Origin of the sequence: uncultured Boseongicola sp. (assembly GCF_937988555.1) — a bacterium.
Classification (GTDB): Bacteria; Pseudomonadota; Alphaproteobacteria; order Rhodobacterales; family Rhodobacteraceae; genus Boseongicola.
Window position 1 is genome coordinate 1 of the sequence record NZ_CALJXO010000207.1, and the last position, 19,823, is coordinate 19,823.

16 protein-coding genes and 2 pseudogenes are annotated in these 19,823 nt (G+C 55.9%); 6 read left to right on the plus strand and 12 right to left on the minus strand.

Annotation, left to right across the window (positions count from 1 at the left end):
• The 3 genes from Q1B15_RS12015 to Q1B15_RS12025 all read left to right on the plus strand — a co-directional run.
• On the plus strand, positions 1-912 hold a 912-nt coding region (locus tag Q1B15_RS12015), incomplete at its 5' end, for a DHHA1 domain-containing protein (protein WP_299753976.1).
• A complete protein-coding gene (locus tag Q1B15_RS12020) occupies positions 913-1,200 on the plus strand; it encodes a DUF1330 domain-containing protein (protein WP_299753977.1) in 288 nt (95 codons plus the stop codon).
• Complete coding sequence (locus Q1B15_RS12025; RefSeq protein WP_366141720.1) at positions 1,197-1,679, plus strand: MOSC domain-containing protein; 483 nt, start codon at positions 1,197-1,199, stop codon at positions 1,677-1,679. Before Q1B15_RS12020 ends, Q1B15_RS12025 begins: the two co-directional genes overlap by 4 nt.
• Positions 1,680-1,762: 83 nt before the next feature.
• Here the strand turns inward: Q1B15_RS12025 and recA are convergent, their stop codons facing one another.
• From recA to Q1B15_RS12050, 5 genes are all read right to left on the minus strand, one after another.
• Positions 1,763-2,854, minus strand: coding sequence for a recombinase RecA (gene recA, locus Q1B15_RS12030; protein WP_299753978.1), 1,092 nt, complete (start codon positions 2,852-2,854; stop codon positions 1,763-1,765).
• A 954-nt stretch (positions 2,855-3,808) separates the two neighbouring features.
• Entirely contained in the window at positions 3,809-4,987 is a 1,179-nt protein-coding gene (locus Q1B15_RS12035) for an RsmB/NOP family class I SAM-dependent RNA methyltransferase (RefSeq protein WP_299753979.1), read from the minus strand.
• A 65-nt stretch (positions 4,988-5,052) separates the two neighbouring features.
• Positions 5,053-6,234 (minus strand): hypothetical protein, encoded by a 1,182-nt coding sequence (locus Q1B15_RS12040; RefSeq protein ID WP_299753980.1) that lies wholly within the window; start codon positions 6,232-6,234, stop codon positions 5,053-5,055.
• Positions 6,235-6,310: 76 nt separating this feature from the next.
• A complete protein-coding gene (guaB, locus tag Q1B15_RS12045; RefSeq protein ID WP_299753981.1) occupies positions 6,311-7,759 on the minus strand; it encodes an IMP dehydrogenase in 1,449 nt (482 codons plus the stop codon).
• Positions 7,760-7,868: 109 nt separating this feature from the next.
• Positions 7,869-8,648, minus strand: coding sequence for an HpcH/HpaI aldolase/citrate lyase family protein (locus tag Q1B15_RS12050; protein WP_299753982.1), 780 nt, complete (start codon positions 8,646-8,648; stop codon positions 7,869-7,871).
• A gap of 125 nt (positions 8,649-8,773) precedes the next feature.
• Here Q1B15_RS12050 and Q1B15_RS12055 point away from each other — a divergent pair.
• Positions 8,774-9,669 (plus strand): annotated as a pseudogene (locus Q1B15_RS12055) (NAD(P)-dependent oxidoreductase).
• Between the two features lie 38 nt (positions 9,670-9,707).
• Here Q1B15_RS12055 and Q1B15_RS12060 read toward each other — a convergent pair.
• The 6 genes and pseudogenes from Q1B15_RS12060 to Q1B15_RS12085 all read right to left on the minus strand — a co-directional run.
• Positions 9,708-9,956: pseudogene (locus Q1B15_RS12060) on the minus strand (Imm8 family immunity protein); the annotation flags it as partial.
• 456 nt (positions 9,957-10,412) lie between these two features.
• A complete protein-coding gene (gene ugpC / locus Q1B15_RS12065; protein WP_299753983.1) occupies positions 10,413-11,540 on the minus strand; it encodes a sn-glycerol-3-phosphate ABC transporter ATP-binding protein UgpC in 1,128 nt (375 codons plus the stop codon).
• Between the two features lie 15 nt (positions 11,541-11,555).
• Positions 11,556-13,220 (minus strand): alpha-amylase family glycosyl hydrolase, encoded by a 1,665-nt coding sequence (locus tag Q1B15_RS12070; protein WP_299753984.1) that lies wholly within the window; start codon positions 13,218-13,220, stop codon positions 11,556-11,558.
• Between the two features lie 15 nt (positions 13,221-13,235).
• A complete protein-coding gene (locus tag Q1B15_RS12075; RefSeq protein WP_299753985.1) occupies positions 13,236-14,396 on the minus strand; it encodes a carbohydrate ABC transporter permease in 1,161 nt (386 codons plus the stop codon).
• A gap of 14 nt (positions 14,397-14,410) precedes the next feature.
• Positions 14,411-15,646 carry a sugar ABC transporter permease gene (locus Q1B15_RS12080; protein ID WP_299753986.1) on the minus strand — a complete coding sequence of 412 codons (1,236 nt, stop codon included), beginning with the start codon at positions 15,644-15,646 and terminating at the stop codon, positions 14,411-14,413.
• Positions 15,647-15,752: 106 nt separating this feature from the next.
• Positions 15,753-17,111, minus strand: a complete 1,359-nt coding sequence (locus Q1B15_RS12085; protein ID WP_299753987.1) for an ABC transporter substrate-binding protein — start codon at positions 17,109-17,111, stop codon at positions 15,753-15,755.
• A 255-nt stretch (positions 17,112-17,366) separates the two neighbouring features.
• Between Q1B15_RS12085 and Q1B15_RS12090 the strand changes: the two genes are divergently transcribed.
• Positions 17,367-18,428 (plus strand): substrate-binding domain-containing protein, encoded by a 1,062-nt coding sequence (locus tag Q1B15_RS12090; protein WP_299753988.1) that lies wholly within the window; start codon positions 17,367-17,369, stop codon positions 18,426-18,428.
• Between the two features lie 86 nt (positions 18,429-18,514).
• On the plus strand, positions 18,515-19,480 hold the full coding sequence (locus tag Q1B15_RS12095; protein WP_299753989.1) for a glucokinase: 966 nt from the start codon (positions 18,515-18,517) through the stop codon (positions 19,478-19,480).
• 174 nt (positions 19,481-19,654) lie between these two features.
• Here the strand turns inward: Q1B15_RS12095 and Q1B15_RS12100 are convergent, their stop codons facing one another.
• Positions 19,655-19,822 (minus strand): hypothetical protein, encoded by a 168-nt coding sequence (locus Q1B15_RS12100; RefSeq protein WP_299753990.1) that lies wholly within the window; start codon positions 19,820-19,822, stop codon positions 19,655-19,657.
• Between the last annotated feature and the right edge of the window lies 1 nt (position 19,823).

Here is a 19,823-nt window from a genome sequence, read left to right on the forward strand (position 1 = left end):
GTCTCTCAGCGCGGCTCGTTGAATGCTCCCGATCGTTTGCGCTTTGATTTCAGCCACAACAAAGCGCTAAGCTTTGAAGAGTTAAGGCGGGTTGAAGGCGACGTTAACGCCTTCATCCGACAAAATGCTCCTGTGCATACCCGCATCATGACACCGGACGAAGCCCGCGGCATCGGCGCACAAGCACTTTTTGGCGAGAAATACTGTGACGAAGTGCGGGTCGTGTCGATGGGCGAAGCCGACACCGGCAAAGGGGCCGACGGTAACACATTTTCGATAGAACTTTGCGGCGGCACGCACGTTCGGAGAACCGGCGACATCGGCGTGTTCGTGACCCTTGGCGACAGCGCGTCTGCAGCTGGGGTACGCCGGATTGAAGCCCTGACCGGGGAAGCCGCATTCAGATATCTAAGCGAACAAGATCACCGACTTGGAGCAATCGCCAATGCGCTTAAAGCTCAGCCAAGTGAGGTCATAGACCGCGTCAAGGCGCTTCAAGACGATCGCAAAGCGCTTGCATCCGAAGTTGCCGACTTGCGCCGCCAAGTTGCGATGGGCGTCAGCGGCGACACAAACGAAGCCGAAACAGTGAATGATATCAAAGTCATCGCGCAGGTCGTCACGGGTGTTTCAGGCAAGGACTTGCCAGCCTTGATCGACGACCACAAAGCGCGGCTTGGCTCGGGCGTGGTCGTTCTGATCGCAGATACCGGCGGTAAAGCCGCCGTCGCGGCGGGTGTGACTTCGGACTTTGTCGAGACCGTTTCGGCCGTCGATCTTGTTCGGGCTGCGGTCGCCGAACTTGGTGGTAAGGGCGGTGGCGGACGCCCTGACATGGCGCAAGGTGGCGGCCCGTCAGCTGACAATGCAGAGGCCGCGATTGCCGCGGCAAAAAAGGTTTTGGAGGACTAAATGGGCGCTCTTTGGATTGCACATGTGGACGTGACCGACGACCAAAAATATGCGGAATACATCAAGGTCGCGTCCGTGGTGATCCCCGAACATGGTGGGACCTTTATCGCACGCGGCGGAAAATTCGTTCAATTTGAAGGTCGGGAACGTGGACGCAACGTCGTGGCGCGATTCCCAAGCGTCGAAGCTGCCGAAAACGCCTATAATGACCCTCGGTATCAAGAGGCTGTCAAGATCGCCAAAGAAGCATCAGAACGCGAAATTATGGTCATCGAGACCACCGATTGATTGGCGGCCATCTTGGCGTAATGATGGCGCGCCATGGATCAAAAGGGCGTGTCACGGGGCTGTTTATCCGTTCTGAACGGCGTGCCACGGTATCGACTGTTGAAGCTGTGTACGTGGCATTGGATGGCCTGGACGGCGACCATGCACGCGCTGGCAAGCGCGCGGTCACTTTGATCCAGGCCGAGCACCTTCCCGTTATTTCAGCGTTTCTGGGTGGTGTTACCGTTGCAGCTGCCGACCTGCGTCGCAATATACTCGTGACCGGTATCAATCTACTGGCGCTTCGCAAAACCCATGTCCGGATCGGCGAATGTGTCCTGTTCGTTCATGGGCCCTGCCCGCCCTGTTCGCGGATGGAAGAAGTATTTGGCCACGGCGGCTATTCTGCTGTGCGTGGGCATGGCGGTGTTTACGCCGAAGTGATCGAGCCGGGCCTCATAACCTTGTCGACGTCAGTCGCCAGGCGCGGCGACGACTAAGATTCTGAGAAGGAAATCTCGCAAGATTTTGACTCAGAAAGGGCCGCGCATTTGCGTCGGCCCTCTTAGAATCATATGTCAGATCAGGCTTCAATCAACCCGTCATCATCGCTGGCAGGACTTGCCTTGGCAACTTTCGGCTCGTCAAAATCAAGTCCATGTGCACTACGAATTTGATCTTCGATTGCCCAAGCTATATCGGGGTTTTCTTTCAGGAAAACCTTCGCATTCTCACGGCCCTGACCAATACGTTCGTCACCATAACTAAACCAGGAACCCGACTTTTCGACGACGCCAGCCTTTACACCGAGGTCGAGCAACTCCCCTGTTTTTGAGATACCTTCGCCGTACATAATGTCAAACTCGACCTGTTTGAACGGAGGGGCGACTTTGTTCTTCACGACCTTCACGCGGGTCGCGTTACCCACAACTTCGTCGCGGTCCTTGACCGCACCGATGCGGCGGATATCGAGACGCACAGATGAATAGAATTTCAGTGCATTACCGCCTGTCGTCGTTTCTGGTGAGCCAAACATGACACCGATTTTCATCCGAATTTGGTTGATGAACACGACCATGCATTTAGAACGCGAAATCGAACCGGTAAGTTTACGCATGGCCTGGCTCATCAGACGGGCATGAACGCCAACCGAGCTGTCGCCCATATCGCCTTCAAGTTCGGACTTTGGCGTCAATGCAGCAACCGAATCGATAACTATCATGCTGACCGCACCAGAGCGCACTAGGGTATCGACAATCTCTAGCGCCTGCTCCCCGGTATCCGGCTGCGAGATTAAAAGTTCATCAAGGTTCACGCCAAGCTTCTTGGCATATTGTGGATCAAGCGCGTGCTCGGCATCGACGAAGGCACAGACGCCACCCTTCTTTTGCTCTTCGGCAATGCAGTGCAATGTCAACGTTGTCTTACCCGATGATTCCGGGCCATAAATTTCAATAACCCGGCCCTTTGGCAGACCGCCAATACCAAGTGCGATGTCCAAGCCGAGCGAACCAGTTGAGGTCGACTCGATTTCCGGCAGTGAGTTTTCGCCGCCAAGCTTCATAATTGAGCCTTTGCCGAACTGCCGCTCGATCTGTGCGAGCGCCGAATCGAGCGCTTTGGCTTTATCGCTTGCTTTCTTGTCCGTCATTTTCAGAAGTTCTGCCGCTGCCATTGGTCCTGTATCCTTATTTCATAGCCACGCGCGCGCAGCAACGATCCTCGTGTTCTCTTCTTGTTCTTCTGTCTGTGTATGAGACCAAAAAGAGAACATTTCAACAACTTTATTCAAGATGTCTCAAAGTTTGAGGTCAAGATGAGGTTACTCATACCTGTCGGCATGACGGAGCTATCATAATGAATCGTAGACGAAGTTCGTTAACTGGTTGAGTGAAAACGGCTTTGGCAAAAACACCGAGTTTGGTACGCGGCACTAATATTCTGCGAGGCTTTCTTTGGCGTATCCTATGCCCCTAGGGGAAATAGTTTTTGAGCCGATGTGTTGTCCGAAATAACCATCCCGTCCAGCGCAATCTTGAGGATCGACGCCGGTAGCCCATCCAGAACATCCGGCGACATCGCAGCTCCGGTCGCATCCCCGACGTTGCTACGTCAGTGGATCCTGTCCCATGCTGCCCGCGCGTCTTTGGGATAATTTCAATGTGCCAAATAATATTAAGAGGGGCGGTGCGATGCGCCCTAATACGGATCAGGCCCTCTGCAGTCGAAATATCTTCCTGCGCGTGGCCAGAACAGTCTGCAAGGCCCAATAGTCGCCCGGTCATATCACCAGGAATCACCGGAGCCGGATTCACATGGGCAACATTGACGATATCGCGCGCCCGCAAACGTCCCGAATCACGAGTAACCGAAGGATGACAGAGGCGGCCTAGAACCCTGCACCGCCCCCAACGCAACGATCATTGGCGCCCCATGAGGGCCGGCAAGCGCCAGCATTAATGTGAAGGCCGACAGCACGATCAATGGGGACGGTCGCACCACCTCCGAAATAAACGGGGCCTCGCTGTCATGTGTCGTTATGTCTGGCACACTGCATCTCGATCCCGAATCTAACCGGTTCAGAATCGTTTAAAGTAGAAAACCATTTCTAAACATTCAGGCGAAACTCTTAAGAAAAGGTCGCGGCGGGGGGCTGCAAAACATTAAGGTAAAACCCATCCCCTCCATCAAGCGGCGTCAACACAAGGCGTTCGACGCTCCTCCAACCGGGATGCTCTGCAAGAAAAGCATCGACCGAAATGTCGTTTTCAAGGTCTAGCAGCGAACAGGTCACATAGGCCAAATAGCCCCCTGGACGGACAAATTCTTTCGCAGTGTTCAGTATTTCCACCTGTAGGCCTTGAAGCATCGCTAGAAACTCGGGTGTCAGGTCCCATTTTGCGGCAGGTTGGCGCCTCCAGGCTCCGCTTCCAGAACAAGGCGCGTCGCACAAAACCAAGTCGAAAAGGCCGGACACTAAGTTCACGACCTCGATGTTTGCGCGCGCACGGTCTGTACGTTCAGGCAAATTGGACATGCGCTTGGCGTCAGTGTCATAGGCGACAATGTGCTTGGGACGGTAGGCCGCCATCGCCAAAGCTTTGCCACCACCACCCGCGCAGTAATCCAGCACATCCGCATCTTTCAGATAAGTGGCCAGACGATCCACAACCGCCTGCGAGGCCGCGTCCTGCATCTCGAACCAACCATCTGCGAAACGGGACAATGCGGTCAAACCCCGTGGCGCGCCGCCAATTTCAACGCCCGTCGGAGTCAAATCCGTGATCTTAGGATCATAGCCGTCCTCTGAGAGTTGCGACAACAACGCGTCACGATCCGTAACAAGAGTGTTTGCACGCAAATGAACAGGTGCCCGATGCCTTAAAAGCGCAAGCACATCCTCGGTTTTTGTTCCAAGACTGCGCTGAAGATGCGACCAAAGCCAGTCCGGAACATCAAGGCGCACCGGATCGGGGGCGTCGCACGCCTCAGCCCCTTGAGCCTGTTCAACGTCGCTTAAGGGGGCAGGCCCATACCCAACGCCATTAAACAAGGTTAACGGATCAACCTCAGCGTCCCGCAGAGCGCCCAACATCAAGTCGCGACCAGTCTCACCCCCACCAAGCCAGCTGACGGACCGCTTACAGCGCAAGACACCAAAAACATGATCACGAACCGCAGCACGATCCTTTGATCCCGCGAAGCGGCTGTGTCGAGCCCAACCCGTCAAAGCTTTTTCGACAGGGGACCCCGATTGGATCCCGTCTAGGATTTCGATTGCCGCCTGAACGCGTGCTGCCGGTGTCATGCCCTGTGCTCCTTATGAAAACCTGCGCCTTGGCGTGTGTCAAATGCCACCTCTCCGCGCAAGCCTTAGGGGCGTGGCACAGGTATCAGTTTTGCAGAAGTAACTGGGGCCAGCACACCGGGAAGTTGTCCAGCGTTCGCGCCGACACCAAATTCGGCTTCCCACATCGCTTGGGTCACCTGAATGTCCGGCAACACTGCGCGTGCAAACAGCGCAACATCAGCGTCAACCGCGCGCGACACCTCAGGCATCACGAAAATCTCGGACAAAGGCGCTGTGGCAATCGCCGGAAACGTCCTTGAGAATGCAGGCGGGCGTGGATCGCTCAAAGCCAGCGGGCCATGGGGTGCCAAGCTTGAGGTCGGCACGAACTCCCCAGATTGGGTCGGGGCCGGGACTTCGACCATTGCAGCGGTGATCCCCAATGCTGGCTGCAGGCCAAACGCGGGCGTCACCGAAGCATCGGGGCCGCGCGACATCGGGGGCAAAAGAGTAAAGAAAGGCATTGCCACCAGAGCCACAAGACCGACACCTAAAAAGAACGGCATGCCGGCGGGCTTGTCCTTTGAAAGTGCAGGCACAGACTGCGCGGCCTCTTCGGATAATGTGAGAGTCGTGTTTTGCTCGTTTGCAGCCTTCAGCCACGGGCGGCGTTTGGTCTTTGGACGCGCAAGCGAGATGGGGTCCACGAGATCCGAGATTGGAACGAACTCCAGCTCGCGATCAAGCGGTGTATTTGGCTTGGGATCAGGTGCCAGAAACCTCGGATCATCAAACAAACTATCAATCGGCGGGCCAGTTTTTACAGGTTTTACAACCGGCGACGTTACTGCAATGCTCGGGGCCTCAACCTCGGGCTCAATCGCTGGTGTCGTTGGAAGCTGTTCCGCTTCCGAAGACCAGTTTCGGGCATGATCCGGCACGGGTGGCACCGCTACCGAACGAGGATCAACCGGCTCGGGACGCTTGTCCTTTAGCACTTTTTGAAGCGCATTCATGCGGTCGTGAAAATCCAGCCCATCGTCATCAAGCGCACGCTGGTGCTCTTTGGCAGCAAGCGAGGTCTCTGCCTCTTCTTCCCAGGGCTTGCGCGGAATGCGCTTGGGCCTATCTTCGAGGCCCTGCTGTTTCAGCGCTTCTGCACGACGTGCGCGTGCTTCATCGAGACGCGCCTGCCAGCGCGCATCGTTGTTCAATTCTACTACTTCATTATGACCGGTAACCGGTTCCGCCGCCCGTTTTGCCATGACCCCTCGCAACACTCACACAAATACGCCGCCCTCCACCTTGGAGAGCGCCTGCCAAATGTTGCCTCATCGCCCGTTAACCAAACCGGTAATTCGGGCTTTCACGCGTAATCTGAACGTCATGAACGTGGCTCTCTTTGAGCCCTGCGCCAGTTATTCGCACGAACCGACAGTTTTCTCGCATATTTTCAACAGTTTCGCAACCTGTGTAGCCCATTGCCGCACGGAGCCCGCCAATCAATTGATGGATTACGACAGACGCCGAGCCCATATAAGGCACCTGACCTTCGATGCCTTCGGGCACCAATTTGTCGCTAGCCGCATCCTTTTGGAAATACCGATCAGCTGACCCGCGCGCCATCGCCCCAAGGGACCCCATTCCACGGTAGCTCTTAAAGCTACGCCCTTGATATAGAATGACTTCTCCAGGGCTTTCGTCAGTTCCTGCCATCATCGAACCGACCATTGCACAGGACGCGCCTGCCGCGATTGCCTTGGCAAAATCGCCAGAATACTTAATGCCACCATCGGCGATGATCGGCACGCCTCCGGCGCCCGAAACCGCGTCCATGATCGCTGTTAACTGTGGCACACCTACACCAGCCACCATGCGAGTGGTGCAGATGGATCCGGGGCCAATGCCAACTTTTACAGCGTCGGCACCGGCGTCGATCAAGGCGCGTGCGCCCTCTGCCGTCGCCACGTTTCCCGCAATAACCTGCACATCGTTCGATATAGACTTCGCCCGCGTCACGGCGCGGGCCACACCTTCGGAATGTCCATGCGCCGTATCAATCACGATGATATCAACGCCGCTATCAACAAGGGCCTCGGATCGCTCGAAGCCTGCATCACCCACAGTCGTCGCGGCAGCCACACGCAGACGGCCAAGGTGGTCTTTGCACGCCTGAGGGTTCAACACGGCTTGCTCGCTGTCTTTCAGCGTCAGAAGGCCGGTCAGCACGCCCTGTCCGTCTGTTACCAGCAACTTCTCGATCCGGCGCGCCTGCATCAGGCTGCGGGCCTCATCAAGATCGGCGGGTTCAGTCAGGATAGCCAGATTATTTGTCGTCATCATCGCCTTCACGGGCGTCTTGTCATCCTGCGCAAACCGCATATCGCGGTTCGTGACGATCCCGACGACGCGGTCCGAGGCGTCTACCACCGGAAAGCCGGTCACATTATAGCGTTGCTGAAGCGCCTTGGCGTCCGCCAGGGTCTGATCTGGTGTCAGAGTGATCGGATTATAGACAATGCCGCTTTCAAATCGCTTCACACGCCGCACTTCGCGGGACTGTTCCTCGATATCGAGGTTGCGATGGATGACGCCGATACCACCGGCCTGTGCCATGGCAATCGCCATGCGCGCCTCGGTTACCGTGTCCATTGCAGAACTTAAAAGCGGGATGTTCATTGCGATGGATCTTGTCACCATCGTGCGGGTATCAGCCGTCGATGGCAGCACGCTGGACGCGCTTGGAACTAGCAAAACATCGTCGAAGGTCAGGGCCTCGCGAATCTCCATGGGGTCACTCCTCGGGAGGGTTCGTTTGGCGCGTCCATATCGCATGGGTTGAGGCGTTCGGAAAGCCCTATTTGTGCCGACGCACCATTTTCAGGCTATATTTTGCGTCCTAAAGCGCGCGAAGTTCGTCCGCAAACGCCGCAGCGCCCCGGATTGCTTTAGCCAAAAGCGCGGTATCCCCCCCCACGGCCACGAAATCCGCGCCGTTGTCTACGTAGATGCGCACCTGAGCATCGTCAAAAGCAATGATGCCAACCTTCTTGCCCGCCGCATGGATGCGATCAAAGCAATGCTTCACCACAGCCTGCACTTCCGCATGACCGGTCTGACCCGGAAGCCCCATGTCAGCGGCCAAATCGGCCGGGCCGATGAACACACCATCCACACCGTCCACGCCTGCTATCTCGTCGATGTTTTCGACCGACTTCTTGCTTTCGGCCTGTACGAACAGACAAATCTGGGCGTTCGCGGTGGTCGTAACATCTGCTATCTCGCCAAAATTTGAGGCCCGCGCCATCGCCGCACCAACGCCGCGAATACCATCCGGAGGATAGCGCGTCGCGCTTACCATGTCGCGTGCCTGTACTGCTGTATCAATCATCGGCACAATAAGCGTCTGTATGCCAAGATCCAGATATTGTTTGATAATCCGGGTATCACCAACCGGCACCCGTGCGGCGACCGCAGCTGATCCGTTGCCGATCGCCCGCACCTGATCCAACACCAGCGGGATATCATTAGGCGCGTGTTCCCCGTCAATCAGACAGAAATCAAACCCCGCTCGCGACGCGATCTCTGCTGACGTCGCATGCGCCAATGCGATCCAAAGGCCCATCTGGCGACGCCCCTCATTCAGGCCAGCTTTAATCGGATTGGTTGGGACGGGCATACGCGTTCTCCTCCTTGCTTACTAATGCAGGTCACCCGATCCACGCGTCTGATGCAATGGCTTTCATCTCAACGACCCGATCCCACCCGGCTAGATACGAGAGAAAGCAAAGGGGGAGAAACAGCATGCGCATTCTGGTAACCGGTGGGGCGGGCAAAGCGGGCCGACACGTGATTGCATACCTGATCGCCTGTGGACATCGAGTGCTGAACGTCGATCTTGCGCCCTGCGCTGTCCCGGGCGTTTTCAACCGCATCGACGACATCACTGACGCAGGCCACATGCACGACGTCATGTGTTCTTATGCGGACTTCGACGCGCTTGGCATGGGCCAAGGCATGTCCGGTTTCGACGCTGTCATCCACTTTGCCGCCATTGCACGGATCATGATCGTACCTGACTGCGAATGCTATCGCGTCAACACTATCGGCACTTACAACGTCATAGACGCGGCCATCCGAGCCGGCGTCAAAAAGGTGCTATTCCCCTCATGCGAAACCACTTACGGCATCTGCTTTTCCGACGTCAACCGTCAGCCGGACTACCTGCCGCTGGACGAGGATCACCCGACCCTGCCCGAAGGCAGCTACGCAATGTCCAAAGTTGCCAACGAGGTTGCCGCCAAATCGTTCCAACGCCGCTCTGGTATTGATATATATGGCCTCAGGCTTAACAACGTCATAGCGCCGAAGAATACGCCGAAAGGTTCCCAGATTTCATTGCGGATCCGGCACAGCGTTTGCGGAACTTCTTCAGCTACATCGAAACCGGCGATCTGGGCCATTTCATCGACCGCGCCCTGGCCACGGATGGCTTGGGCTATGAGGTGTTCAACGTCTCAAGTGCCGGGCATTCGGTTGATATGACCAGCGCCGAGTTGATCGCCGAGTTCTACGGCAACGTCGAACTGCGTGGGGAAATCGCGGACCGTGAGACGTTCTATTCAAACGCTAAGGCGCGGAAGTTGTTGGGATATGCGCCAACGCATGATTGGCGGGGGAAGCTTGGCATTGGTAGGTAAGGTTCGCTTTGCGGAAAACCTGCCGTTCCTCAAATTTGTCATCGAACATCAAGAATGCCCTGATAGTCCTTGTAGTCCTCAAACTCCCAAAGCGGAAAGCGATTCATGCGCTCTGCGAAAACCACCCAGTTCACGGAGCGATCGAAGTTGTCCGCAAGAGATTGAACTGCGGATTTGACACGATCCGGTTCAATCGTTTCCAAAGTCCGCATTCCCCTGGGCCAGAGTAATAAGCTCTGGGCGATTTCCGCAGTGAGCCCGTCAGAATTGCAAATCTTTACTTGAAATAGATCACCGCCCTACTCTGCGCGATGACCGATTGTTGCCGTCGTTGCCAGCATTTTCGGCCCAGCTTTATTTCTTGCCAGTTCATCCGACCAGTCGAGTGACTTAACTTCGGGATCAAGCATAGCTAAAGAGGCTTTTCCTCAGAATGTCACGTGACTCAATTCGAATTCTCGAATTTTGAAACATTGCTTTGAGCTTATTCTTTTGAAAAACTCCAAGCAGGGACAGAGCATGGATAAATCCGAGAACAACGTTCATGCCATACCGCAACGGGCCGAAAGTGGCGAACATTTCGGCGGCGACTGAGAACAGAGTTCTGGCTTTGAGGTATCCTCGGGCGGGCAATCGAGTTCTTCAACAGAATAAGCTCAAAGCACACCTACTCCCTCAATCAATCAAAAAAACGGCCCCACCAAATGGCAGGGCCGTCAATCACGAAAAGCGCAAAAGCAGCCCTAGTGACCCCTGGTCGCAATATTCTTGATTTCTTGATCACGGTACAACAGCGACTGGGTGTTCATGAACACATGAACCTTCGCCGGTTCCGCTGTCAGCTCGACCTCGTTGCCGCGTAAACCTTTGTGAATACCGGCTAATTTTCCGATCACGGGGTCATTCTCGCCTTGTGGCTCAAAATACAAAAGCGTCACTTCGCCAAGCGCTTCGGTAATGTTTACCTTGCCTCGGTAAATCCGCTGCTGGTCGCCTTGTGTCGCCACAAAGTCCTCAGGACGCACGCCGATATTGACCGCTTTGCCCATATCCTCGGGCAAGGACGGATAATTCGACACCGCCATGCCGCCGCCATCGACTTCGATCGTGGTCTGCTCGCCCGTACCGGTGATCTTGCCCGGCATCAGGTTCATCGCAGGTGATCCGATGAACTGTGCGACAAACTCGTTCTCAGGGCGCTCGTACAAATCCAGCGGGCTACCGACTTGCGCAATGCCGCCACCGGCAAGCACCACGATACGCGTCGCAAGCGTCATCGCCTCGACCTGATCGTGGGTCACATAGACCATAGTCGATTCCGGCATCGCCTCTTTCAGCTGAGCAATCTCGATCCGGGTCGCCACGCGCAACGCTGCATCAAGGTTCGAAAGAGGCTCGTCAAACAAATAGACCTTTGGGTCGCGCACAATCGAACGCCCAATGGCAACCCGCTGACGCTGCCCCCCCGAAAGCTCTTTAGGCAGGCGATCCAGAAGGTTGTGAAGCTGCAAAATCTTCGCAGACTTCTCGACCCGCTCTTCAATCTCAGCGGGCGATTTCTTAGCGATCTTCAATGCAAACTGCATGTTTTCGCGCACCGTCATATGCGGATAAAGCGCATAGGACTGGAACACCATGGCAATGCCACGCTCGCTTGGGGGCACGTCATTGACGACCTGCCCATCGATCCGCAATTCCCCGCCCGTAATTTTCTCAAGCCCGGCAATCATGCGCAGCAACGTCGACTTGCCACAGCCCGACGGTCCGACAAAGACGATCAATTCGCCCTTCTTGATGTCGAGGTTGATGTTCTTCAGAACTTCAACGCTTCCGTATGACTTGGCGATATCTGTCAGCAGAAGATCAGCCATAGTACCCTCCCTCTTTTATCCTTGAGCCGTGGCAAAAAGTGCCTGCCAAGGCGGTAATTTTGTATCTCCATCCGCGCCAGGTTCGGCGGCGGTGAAGGGTGCATCGTGTTCAATCGACCAAGCACCGTCAGGTAACGTGACCCCGCATGCGTCGTCAGACAGGTTAAACGCACAGAACATACGGACATTGCCGTGGCGCCGCTCAAACGAGATGAAATCGTCACGTGCCTCTACCAAGTCAAACTCACCTTTCATCAAAGCCATGTAGCCTTTGCGGAATGCGATGAGGTCGCGGTAGAAATTCAGCATCGATGTATCGGACGCATCCTGCGTGTCGGCCGCATTTTGCACGTGCTCCATCGCGACAGGTAACCAGGGCTGACCATCCGAGAAGCCGCCATGAATGCGGTCAGAACTCCACGGGAAAGGTGTACGACACCCATCGCGGCCTTTGAATTTTGGCCAGAACCGCTTGCCATAAGGGTCCTGAAGCTCCTCAAACGGAACATAGGCCTCTGTCAGGCCAAGCTCTTCGCCCTGATACAGGCAGGCTGTGCCACGCAAACTTAACAACAGCGCCGCATAGGCCCGATGCGCTTCACCGCTAAGGTTCCAGCGCGAGGTATGGCGCACCACATCGTGGTTGGAATAGGCCCAACACCCCCAGCCATCCGGCCCCACAGTCGCCACCTTGTCCATGATCTCGGCTACGCGGGTGCCAGTTGGATAGGCATTCGACAACAGATCGAAATCATAGGCCATATGGATCTTGTCGCCGTCCGATGTGTAGGACGCCTGTATTTCGGCCCCACGCTGTGCATCCCCCACTTCGCCGACCGATGTGGCCGCGGGGTATTCATCAAGAATGGCGCGAAAGGCCTTTAGGAAATCAAGGTTTTCGGGACGTGACTTGTCGTAGAGATGATCCTGAAAATTGTAAGGGTTTACCGACGGCGCGATCTTGTCTGAACGTTCTTTTGCAGGCAGTGCCGGGTTGTCGCGCAGCTCGTCATCGTGGAAATAGAAGTTCACCGTATCAAGCCGGAACCCGTCTACACCACGATCAAGCCAAAACCGCGTGACCTCCAACAACTCGGCGCGTACATCCGGATTGTGGAAGTTCAGGTCGGGTTGCTGGGTCAGAAAGTTGTGCAGGAAGTACTGCATCCGTTGACCGTCCCATTCCCACGCCGATCCACCAAAGATCGAAAGCCAGTTATTCGGCGGCGAACCATCAGGTTTTGCATCCGCCCAGACGAACCAATCTGCCTTGGGATTGTCGCGGCTGGACCGGCTTTCCTGAAACCACGGGTGCTGATCTGACGTGTGGCTTAGCACAAGGTCAATCATCACCTTGATGTCCAACTCATGCGCACGGCTTAACAGCGCATCGAAGTCACCAAGAGAGCCGAACATCGGATCTACGTCGCGGTAGTTCGATACGTCATACCCGAAATCAAGCATCGGTGACGTAAAGAAAGGCGAAATCCAGATTGCATCCACACCAAGCGATGCGACATGCGGCAAGCGGTGGATAATGCCCGACAAATCGCCGATGCCGTCGCCGTTGCTGTCTTGATACGAGCGCGGATAGATCTGATATATCACCGCGCCACGCCACCAATCAGGATCGGAGGCAGTTTGCGTTTTGTCCGCAACCCAAGGGTCAAGAAAGGCCAATGTCTTTGCCCTACCCTACTTGACGGAACCGGCCAGAAGGCCGCGCACAAGATACCGCTGCATCGCAAAGAACACGACAAGAGGCACCGAAATCGACACGAAGGCCGCCGTCGCCAGGATTTCCCAGTTGCCGCCTCGTGTCCCGAGAAGTTCGACAATCTGGTTTGTCATCACCGTGGTGGAACCAGTTGCGTCAATCAGGAACACCTTTGCGACTAGCAGATCGTTCCATGTCCACAGGAACTGGAAAATTGCGAAGGACGCGAGCGCCGGGAAAGACAGAGGAAGGATGATCTTGGTGAAGATTTGAAAATCCGTCGCGCCGTCAACCTTAGCGTTCTCGATAATATCGCGCGGCAAACCGACCATGTAGTTTCTGAGGAGGTAAATCGCGAGCGGCAGACCAAAGGCTGTATGGGCTAACCAAACGCCAAGATACCCCTTTCCTATGCCGATCCCCAGATGGAGCCTTAGGAGCGGGATAAGCGCCAACTGCAACGGCACCACCAAAAGCGCCACCACTAAAGCGATCAACAGGGCGCGGCCCGGAAAATCCATCCACGCCAATGCGTAAGCGGCAAAAGCTGCGATGACGATCGGGATGATCGTCGCCGGGACTGTGACAGTCATCGTGTTGAAAAACGCCTTGGCCATATTATCCTGACCGGTTCCGCTAAACAGGATCGTTTTGTAGTTATCAAGCGTCGCTTGAGCCGGGGTAACAGCCGTCAAAAAGACCCGCTGACCACGACGTCCCGGTTCTTCAACGCTTGTGTAGCGGTAGGCCCCGTCAGCGTTCAGCGTCAGGGTTTCCGCACCATCCGAAAACTCGGCGGTATCGCCGATCTGAAAGGCGCCGATTTCGCGCGACGAGACACCGAAAGCCACCGGTTCAGACCCAGTGCCCGGCCCCCCTTCGTCGGTCAAGATGTTTCCCTCGACCACGTAGAGGCCGCCGTCCTGAACCGCCGCAGATGCGCCGCCTGTACGCAACTGAATAGTTTGCTCCGTCGGGAACATAGATTTCCACCAACCGCTAGACGAGATCTGATCCGTCGTGCGGAACGACGACACCAAAAGACCCACAGTCGGGAACATCCAAAGGGCAACAAGGAACACCACCGAGATGTGAACTGCCCAAGTGAGGCTCGATTTGGTACCAGCTATACTGTTCATAACCTCTAGCCTCCTCAGCGCATTTCTTTGCGGGCGTTGTACACATTCCAAATAAGGATCGGTGACACCAGCAACATGATGATGATTGCACTGGCCGAACCAACGCCCCAGTCGTTCGCACGGAACAACTTGTCGAACATGTAATTCGCCAAAACTTGCGTTTCCCACTGGCCGTTGGTCATCGCGAACACGATGTCAAAGACCTTAAGAACCGTCAGGGTGATGGTGGTCCAGACCACGACAATCGTCGGCATGATCTGCGGAACCTTGATCTTAAAGAAGATCTGGAACGGGTTTGCGCCGTCGATAACCGCGGCCTCAATGGTCTCTTCAGGGATTCCGCGAAGCGCTGCCGACAAGATCACCATGGCAAAGCCTGTTTGGATCCAGATCAACACAACCATCAGAAAGAAGCTGTTATAGAACGGCAACGTCAGCCAGGTCTGCGGCTCGCCATACGGCAAGGTCGTCGTCACGATCCCGAACAAGGATCCAATGGACGTAAGAACCAGCCAGGCCGCCACAGCGATACCAATCAGGCGTACCACGATAAAGCCGGCACCGCCGGGCTTTTCGCCTGCAGTGATAAATGGCTTTAGCAGAATATAGCCGACATAGGCTACGATGGCTCCAAACGATGCAACGATCAAAAGCGGCAGCAGCTTCAGGAACATGAACGAACCCGCGCCGCCTTCAAATTGGAGCCAGACTGCGTTCAGAACGCCGATCTGGTTCTGGTCTTCCGGCCGTGTGTCGTAAATCAACTTAAAGATCACCGACGCACCTACAAACGAGATCGCCATCGGCATGAAAATCATTGACTTCGCCGCAGCGCCCCAGGCGATACGGTCCGTCAGCTGCGCTGCCAGAAGGCCGAACGCGGTCGAGGCCGCAGGCACAACGATCAGCCACAGCATGTTGTTGCGCATGGCTTCCCAGAATTTGGTTTCTGAGAACATCTGCTGGTAGTTCGCAAGGCCAACAAAGGCATCATCCTGCGACCGGTCGGTCAAAGACAGACGAAGCGTCTCGAACACCGGATATGCAAGATAGAGCCCAAGCGCGAAAATTGCGGGAAACAGGAACAACCAAGGGCGAACCTGATTGGCACGGTTGATGTTTCGACCTCTGTTCGGTCCCGTCGCCGGGAAGATGAACTTATCGAGGATCATATTGGAAAAGTAGAAGTACCCAAGGCAACCGCCAACACCGACGATAATTGTCACGAGACCCAGTAATGCCGGATTCATCGGACCCCTCCCTAACGCTGTTTCAGCAAAGTAGTTTTCTTATTGTGTTTCGTATCTGAAAGTCCCCGGCGCGTTGGCCGGAGGCTTCGAGTTTATGAAAGCGCAATTACTTCAGAGCGTCCCAGCTTTTCTGGATTTCGTCAGCAACAGTCTGGGCGTCCTTGCCGCTTGTATAGTCGACCATCCCTGTCCAGAACGACCCTGCGCCAACGCCGCCCGGCATCAGGTCAGAACCGTCAAACCGGAAGGTTGTTGCGTTGATCAGGATCTCACCCTGACCGCGCAGCGCGTCGTTTAGATAAGCGTCCAGGTTGACGCCCTTGTGCGGTGTCAGGAAGCCCGACTGTGCCATGAATACTTCGTGTGCCAGCGGCAGCTGAAGGAATTCCATCAGCGCGTTAGACGCATCCGAAGGATCCGTGATCGACATCACTGTGCCACCGCCCAGAACCGGGTTGCCCAGGTCCTTGGAGGCGTAAGATGGGAAGTAGAAGAAATCTACGTCTTCACCGAACTCGATACCTTCAGGAAAGAAAGCGGGCACGAACGAAGCCTGACGGTGCATGTAGCACTGCGCTGGCGCTGAAAAGAGACCCTTTGGGCTGTCGCGGAAGTCGGTCGATGCAACTGCACCGGCGCCACCGGCAACTTTGTCGTCGTCCCCAACAAACCAACCGAACTCCTCGATCGCCGCAACGACGCGCGCGTCATTGAACGGAATTTCGTTGGTTGTCCAAGCATCGTAGACGTCAGCAGGCTGTGTGCGTAGCATGATGTCTTCGACCCAGTCGGTTGCTGGCCAGCCGGTCGCCGCACCGGAACCCAGACCAATGCACCACGGTGTTTCGCCGTCTGCCACGATCTCCTCGGTCAACGCACGAAGCTCTTCCATTGTTGTTGGGACTTCGTACCCTGAATCTTCAAAGTTCTCAGGTACGAACCAAACAAGCGACTTCACATTGACGTTGTAAAAGAAGCCAAATAACTGATCGTTGCCGTCGGCATCTGCAAAAGTGCCCAGATCAACCCAGGACTGACCCGCGCCATAGTTCTCTGCCACGAAGTCGCCCATGCTAGCTGGCAGCGGTGTCAAAAGACCGCGCGCGGCCATGTCCGAAGCCAAACCGGGCTGCGGGAACACCGCGATGTTTGGCGCGGCACCTGCTTCGGCGTCCACAACGATCTGCTGCTCAAACGAGTCCGAACCGGTGTAAATTGCTTCAGCTCCAGTGGCTTCTGCGAAATAAGCGATCACGCTGCGGAAGACGGCATCTTCTGGCTGAAGCCAAGGGCCGCTGACCGTAACGGTCTGACCGCTGAGGTCAGGCGCGGATTCAGCCCATGCGCTATAGCTGTCCCAACTGAAGGGGCCTTCACCAGGCGTGAATGTAAGGTGACCGTCGGCAAATGCCGAGCCAGCCGTCAATGCAGCGACAGCCACACCGGTATAAAGTGTCTTTTTCATTGATTTCCTCCCAGAAAGCACAATTTGGGTTACGCGAGGGCTAATTTGGCTTTTCACCAAACTTCCAAAGCGCTTTGACTGCCACGAATTTCGCTGATCGTTATTCAAATGTCAATCAAACGTCGTAAAAATCGCATTTATTTCCTAAGACCGTAAGTTTACGCGCGGAAACAAATAAGCCGTGTTTGACCGAATAATAGGGATTATTCGTATCTACGGTTGAAGTTTCAAAGCGCTTTGATAATGATCAGCTGTATGAATTTGAAGCAACTGTCAGAAAAGCTCGGTCTGTCGCAGACCACTGTCAGCCGCGCGCTGAACGGCTATCCCGAGGTCAGCGAAGCCACCCGCCACAAAGTGCGCAAAGCAGCTGAGGCGCATAGCTATCGCCCAAACACACGCGCCAAGAGCCTGGCTACAGGGCGTTCCATGACGATCGCCCATGTTGTGCCGGTATCCAGCAAGCATGAAATGGTGAACCCGATTTTCGCGGATTTTATTGCGGGTGCAGGCGAGGAATACTCTCGGGCCGGTTACGACCTGCTTTTGTCGGTGGTTGCTGATTCGGATCACGAGCGCGTTTACCGCGATATCGCGATCCGGCAGGTCGTCGACGGCCTGATCGTGCAAGCGCCTACCCTCACCGACACACGGATCCCAATGCTTCAGGACCTCGACATCCCCTTCGTGGTGCATGGCCGCTCAAGTGGCATCATCGGCGCCTACAACTGGCTTGATGTAAACAACCGCCGCGCCTTTGAGCGCGCCACCGGCCTTCTCCTTGATCTTGGCCATCGCCGCATAGCGCTGCTGAACGGCCTTGCCACGATGGACTTCGCCCACCGCCGCAACGACGGCTACACGCGAGCCCTATTGGAGCGCGGTATTGCCGCGGACCCAGAATTGATTGCCCATGATGAGATGACTGAGAACTACGGCTTTGAAGTCGCGCGCAGGATGCTCTCAACATCAAACCCTCCTACCGCTTTTGTGGTTTCTTCGATCATCCCGGCCATTGGTGTGCGTCGTGCCATAAACAAAGCCGGGCTTGTGTTTGGACGGGACGTGTCAATCGTGATCCACGACGACGACTTGTCCTATTTCCGCAATACGGGTGATGTTCCACTATTCACCGCCGTGCGATCTTCGGTCCGCGAGGCCGGACAGCGTTGTGCGGCGATGCTTCTCGAGATCATCCGCCGCCGCGAGGAAGGTCTGCGCAACGAGGGCCCAATGCAAACCCTAATGGAAGCCGAACTGACAATCGGCCAATCCACCGGCCCGCTAATACCTTCGGCCGCGAAGCTGCGCTCATAGACTATGCGCCCTGCCCCTTGCCGAAACGCCCCAAAGCGTCTTAACACCACGGCACAGCGCACTACCTAACATACCGGACCCGGCCCATGAAAATTATGCCCCCCGCCCGAACTTTGCTTGTCGCCGACGTCGGCGGCACGAACACCCGCGTCGCACTGGCGACGGGTCAGCAGTTGCGATCCGACACAATTAAGCGCTTCAAAAACGCAAGCTACCCCGGCCTGGAAACCGTGTTGCGCGCTTATCTAGAGCATCAAGGCCTCACCGACATCGACGGCGCCTCGGTGGCGGTCGCAGGTCCGGTGCGAGATGGGAGTGGAGTGATGACCAACCTTGACTGGTCCATCGACCGTGAAACGCTCGCGCGCGCGACGGGGGCAGAGCAGGTCGCCGTTCTGAACGACCTTCAGGCGCAAGGACACGCGCTTGGTCTGATTGATGACGCGAACATGTTGAATGTGGTCGCCGGCCCCGCAACCGCGCCGCACAGCAGCCGTCTGGTAATCGGTGTCGGCACCGGTTTCAACGCTGCGCCCGTTCACGACACCCTGCAGGGCCGGTTCGTGCCGCCGTCTGAATCGGGCCACGCCAACTTGCCGATCCGTACCGCAGAAGACCTGGCGCTTTGCCACTTTGTCGAAACCGCTCACGGCTTTCCCGCAATTGAAGACGTGCTGTCGGGGCGCGGTCTTGAACGCGTCTACCGCTGGCACGCCAACAAAGCAGGTTCGCCCTCGGAACGCAGCGCCGCCGACATCATGGCCGCCTGCAACACCGGTGATGATGAAGTTGCCACCGCTGCTGTCGCAACATTTGTGCGCCTTCTTGGAACAGTCTGCGGCAACCTGGCACTGGTTCATTTGCCGTTTGGCGGGCTTTACCTAGTCGGAGGCGTCGCCCGCGCCATTGCGCCGCACATGCAAACCTTCGGCTTTGCGGACGCTTTCCGCGACAAAGGCCGCTTTGCCGGCTTCATGCAGAACTTCGCCGTACATGTTGTCGAAGATGACTACGCCGCACTGATCGGCCTGATCTCACATCTAGAAAATTAAAAGTAGTTTACCAGATCGCGTAACCACGCCTTAGCGAAGCCTCGGATAGGCCGTCGTCAAAACCAACTAAGCAGCGATTCAAATGGTCGATCAACTGCTTGGCTTTGCCGGTTTTTTCGCACTTTCGTATCTGCCGCTATAACGATGGTGTCAGCTCTATTAGCGAAACGCGAATTACGGCGCTGAAACCGCTTCAAAAAAAATGCAATCAAGCGCAGCAAGCGACAACGCCCGCAATGCAACTTCTCTTTGTTCGGCCGTGGGCGTCGACACCATGACCACCGGCATCGGATGAGGCCGCATGATCTTTTCCAGAAACACCAATCCGTCTATCCGGGGCATT